General features: G+C 71.7%; 3 protein-coding genes. 1 reads left to right on the top strand and 2 read right to left on the bottom strand.

Translation table 11 applies throughout. The features are described 5' to 3' along the window. Window positions 1–50: 50 nt before the first annotated feature. Window positions 51–1,736 carry a HEAT repeat domain-containing protein gene (locus D7X74_RS40085; protein WP_199742004.1) on the bottom strand — a complete coding sequence of 562 codons (1,686 nt, stop codon included), beginning with the start codon at window positions 1,734–1,736 and terminating at the stop codon, window positions 51–53. A 134-nt stretch (window positions 1,737–1,870) separates the two neighbouring features. On the opposite strand from D7X74_RS40085, the gene D7X74_RS40080 reads away from it, so the two are divergent. After that, a complete protein-coding gene (locus tag D7X74_RS40080; RefSeq protein WP_120538202.1) occupies window positions 1,871–2,752 on the top strand; it encodes a CHAP domain-containing protein in 882 nt (293 codons plus the stop codon). A 231-nt stretch (window positions 2,753–2,983) separates the two neighbouring features. On the opposite strand, the gene D7X74_RS40075 is transcribed toward D7X74_RS40080, so the two are convergent. After that, a complete protein-coding gene (locus D7X74_RS40075; RefSeq protein ID WP_120538201.1) occupies window positions 2,984–4,174 on the bottom strand; it encodes a glycosyltransferase family 2 protein in 1,191 nt (396 codons plus the stop codon). Between the last annotated feature and the right edge of the window lie 84 nt (window positions 4,175–4,258).

Here is a 4,258-nt window from a genome sequence, read left to right as displayed (position 1 = left end):
GTCATGGGGGGCAGGACTCTAACCGCCGCGACCGGGGGTGCCAGTCCGTCTCAGGGAGGGGTGGATCCGGCCAACCGGGAGGCCGCCACGGCCCGGACCTCCGGGGAGGGATCCCGCTCCCGGGCCAGCTCCAGGAGCAGCACGCCCACGGGCTTGGGCAGCTTCGCGTTCGACGCATGGAGGGCCTGGGTGCGCTCCTTCACGCCCTGGGACAGGCGCTCGGCCACCTGCTGATCCGCGCAGGTGCGGACGCCGGGGTGCTGCTGGCGCAGGAGCAGCTCCGCGTCCGCGAGCTTCGCCTCCGCGAGGCGCACCGCGTCCTGGGCGGTGCGCTCGAAGGTGGCCAGGTCCTCCGGGAACTCCGTCTTCACCGCGCGGGCGCGGGTGATGGCCTCGGCCGCGTACCGGGCATCCACCACGGCCGCGCACAGTTGCCGGGCGGCCGCGAGCGGCACCCCACCCTCCGCCGACACCGCCTCGTCCCGCGCGGTCGTCTGGGCCCACACCGCGAGCTGCCGGGCCGCCACCGCCGCGGAGAAGGCCTGGTGGCGCTGCTCGCGCAGCTGCACCCAGCGCCAGAGCACCACTGGATCCGTGCCGCCGGATTCATAGACGCGCTGGTACTGGCTGGCGGCCTGTTCCAACTGCCCGCTCAGGTCCAGGAGCGCCGCGACGGTGAGGTACAGCTCCGGGCTGCTGGCGCGCTCGCGCAGGGACTCCAACCGCACGGCGACCTCGTAGCCGGCCACGGGCGCGGGCAGCGCGGAGAGCACCGTGCGCAGCGACTCCAGCGCCTTCTGACGGATCAGCGGGTTGCGCGCCGTGCGCAGCGCCTCCAGGAGCGGATCCACCACGCGCACCGACACGTGCTGCCCCAGCTCCTCGGCGGCCTGCCAGCGGTCCAGCGGATCCGGCGCGACGAGGGCGCGCTTCAGGTCCTCCAGGTCGCGCAGGTAGTGGCCGGCCTGCATCGCGCGGGCGGCGGGCTCCGTGCGGGCCAGGGCGCCCTGTTCGGCGCGGGCGCGGGCGAGGCGCGCGGGGAAGCCCGTCAGCTTGGGCCCCAGCGGGTGGACCTTCACCTTCGCCTCGGCCTCATCCACGAGCCCGGAGACGAGCAGCCCTTCCACTTCCAATTCCAGCAACCGGACGCGGGCCTCCTCGCGGTGCACGCCCGAGGCGAAATCGCGCAGGTAGGCGAAGAGCTTCCCGGCGTCGGTGGCCTGGACGTAGCTCTCGTCGTCCAGCTTCCGCTCCAGCTCATCGCGGGGCGTGCCTTCCGCCTGCCCCTTCAGGAGGGTCACCATGCGCGCCAGGTCGGTCGTGGCGCGCATGTCGCGCGTCTCGGCCGCCTGCAGCAGGGCCCGGGCCTCGTCCTTGTGGGTGCCGTCCGGATGCTCCGCGAGGAACTGCCGCCACCCGGCCTCCGTGTCCGCCTGCTTCGCCGCGTTGAAGCGCAGGCCCTCCAGCAGGGACTTCACCACCCGGCGCTGCGGCGCGTCCGGATACGTCTCCAGGAAGCGCTTGTAGGCGAGGACCGAGTGCAGGCGCTTCGCCTCGTCGAACTCCAGGCCCTCGATGCGCCCCTGCGCCGTGGTCGCCTCCGGATCATCCGGGTACTCGCGCAGGAAGTCGCGGTAGGCCTGGACGGTGTCCTGTTCGCTCGCGCGCTCGAAGGACGTGTGCGAGCAACCGGTGGCCAGCAGCAGCAGGGCGAGGGCGCGGCGGAAGGTGGGCATTCGCCTCCAGCAATACCCCACCCGCCCCCCGGCGAAAACCCGAGCCGTCCTGCCCGGTTGCCTGGGTGGTTTTTTTGACCACACGGGCCACCGGGGCGAGCCTGTGCCCCAGGACGCTACAGGGAGAGGTGGCCATGAAGCTGGGCACATGGATGGCGATGCTGGCGATGACGACGGGCTGCGCGACCGGGTCGCCCGTGGGCGGCTGGGTGGCCTCGGAGACGGTGCGCTACCACTCCGCCTCGCCGCCGGCCTTCCCCCGCGCCGCGCTGTCCGCGTCTGTGACGCCGCGTGAGAGCCCCCGCGCCCCGACGTCCGCCGAGCGTCCCGCCAAGGCCCGTCCGGACTCGGCGACGAAGGGCACGTCGGTGGCGAAGGCGCCCTCGAACAAGGCGAAGACGCGCCCCACCGTCACGCCCGCGAAGAAGACCGCCGCGAGCCCGGTGCCCGTCGCCAACCCGAGGGAGCGCGTGCTCGCCACGGCGCGCTCGCTGGTGGGCGAGTCGTCCGTCCAGGTGAATGGCCGGCGCTACCCGGCGGACTGCACGGCGCTCATCGAGGCCACGTATGCGCAGGCGGGCCTGACGTTCCGGGGCACGTTGAAGCCCGGGGACAACGGCGTCACCGCGCTCTACCGCTACGCCCGCGCGAACGGCCACGTGTACACGGAGGGCCGCCCCGTGCCGGGGGACCTGGTGTTCTTCCGTGAGACGTACGACCAGAACCGCGACGGTCGCCGCAACGACGGCCTCACGCACGTGGGCCTCGTGGACGGGGTGGACTCGGATGGGACCGTCACCGTCATCCACCGCGTGAGGCGCGGCGTGGTGCGCTACCGGATGAACCTGGCGCGCCCCCACCTGCCCCGCGATCCGAAGACGGGCGAGGTGCTCAACGACATGCTGCGCAACCCCGGCCCCGGACAGACGCACGTCCTCACCGGGCAGCTCTTCGCCGCGTTCGGCAGCGTGCTGCCCGCCGGTACGGGGAAGCCCGTGGCGGTGGCGGCCCGGTAGGCCCCCTGCCCCACCGGAACGGCGGGGCCCCCAACGCAGAAAGCCCGTCGGTCACGACCGGGGCGCTTCCGGAACCAGCCGGAGCGCCGCCAGGGAGACCGACGGGCCTGCACTGCGTTTCTCGATGAATCCGACGGCCTGTCGGTCGCGACCGGGGCACTTCCGGAACCAGCCGGAGCGCCGCCGGTAAGAGCGACGGGCCTGCACTGCCTTCTTCAAGAAATCCGACGGCTACGTGGCGGACGGCACCCGCGCGGTGCGGTCCCACGCGGCGCGCTGCGAGTTGCGCAGGAAGCGCCAGAAGCCCACGGCGATCGCCATGTTCATGGTGACGAAGTAGTAGGCCACGGAGGCCACGCGCTTCGCGGCGCCACTCTTGAACACCGCGGCCTTGCCCAGGTACGCCAGGGCGTAGAACAGCGCCTGGCCCAGCAGCGTCACCTGGTAGAAGGTGCTGTCGAGCAGGAACAGGTTCGCCAGCAGCGCGGCCACCATCAGCGCGGGCGCGCACCAGCGCAGCAGCTTGTGCGACCAGAACGCGAACGCGGGGAAGCCCGCCGTGGGCAGCAGCAGCCCGGGCACGAGCTTCAGGCTCTGGAAGTTGCCCGCCGCGATGCGCGCACGCCGACCGAACTCCTTGCCGTAATCCTCCGTCGTCTCCTCGTGGGCGACGGCGTTCTCCTCGTAGTTGACCTTGTAGCCCGCCTCCATGATGCGCAGCGGAATCACGAAGTCATCCACGATGGTAGACGCGGGAAGCTGCGTGAAGAGCGAGCGACGGATGGCGTACAGGCCGCCGTTGGCCCCCACCACCGCGCCCCGCTTGCCCTCGTACATCTTGATGAGGGACTCGTAGCTCCAGTAGGCGCTCTCCTCGTAGTCCTGCTTCGTGGGGTTGTAGAGGCGCAGCTTGCCGCAGACGGCGCCGACCTCCGGATCCTCGAAGTGGCGCACCAGCTTCCGCACCGCGTCCGCGTCGATCATCGTGTTCGCATCCGACAGGAGCACGATGTCGCCATGGGCGGCGGGGATGCAGCGGTTGAGCACCGTCGTCTTGCCGGCGCGGGCCGCGGGCGACAGCCGCACGCGGGGATCCGTGCACTTCTGCACGAGTCCATCCGTCCCGTCCGACGAGCCATCCGAACCGATGAGCACCTCGAAGCGGTCAGCCGGGTAGTCCAGCGCCAGGCTGTTCTGGAGCTTCTGCTCGATGCAGCTCGCCTCGTTGTAGGCGGCCACCACCAGGCTCACCGACGGCAGCGGCCCGGCGGGAGCGCCCACCCGAGCGGCCTCACCGGCACGCATCCGTCGCGCGTTCTGGAAGACCTGCGCCATGCCCTCCAGGGCGAACAGGCTCAGGGGATAGAGAAAATACGTGTGCACGAGTGCCAGCGCCGCGCACCAGAAGAAGACCTCCGCCATCGACCAACCCTCCGAACCCCGAGTCCTCGCTGCCCAGGCACTAAGCAAGGCCCGTGCCCTGTCCGCGCACGGGGGGAGGGAGGG

The sequence above is a fragment of the Corallococcus sp. CA047B genome (genome assembly GCF_003612065.1).
GTDB classification, from domain to species: Bacteria; Myxococcota; Myxococcia; order Myxococcales; family Myxococcaceae; genus Corallococcus; species Corallococcus praedator.
This window is presented reverse-complemented; position numbering and strand designations above follow the sequence as displayed.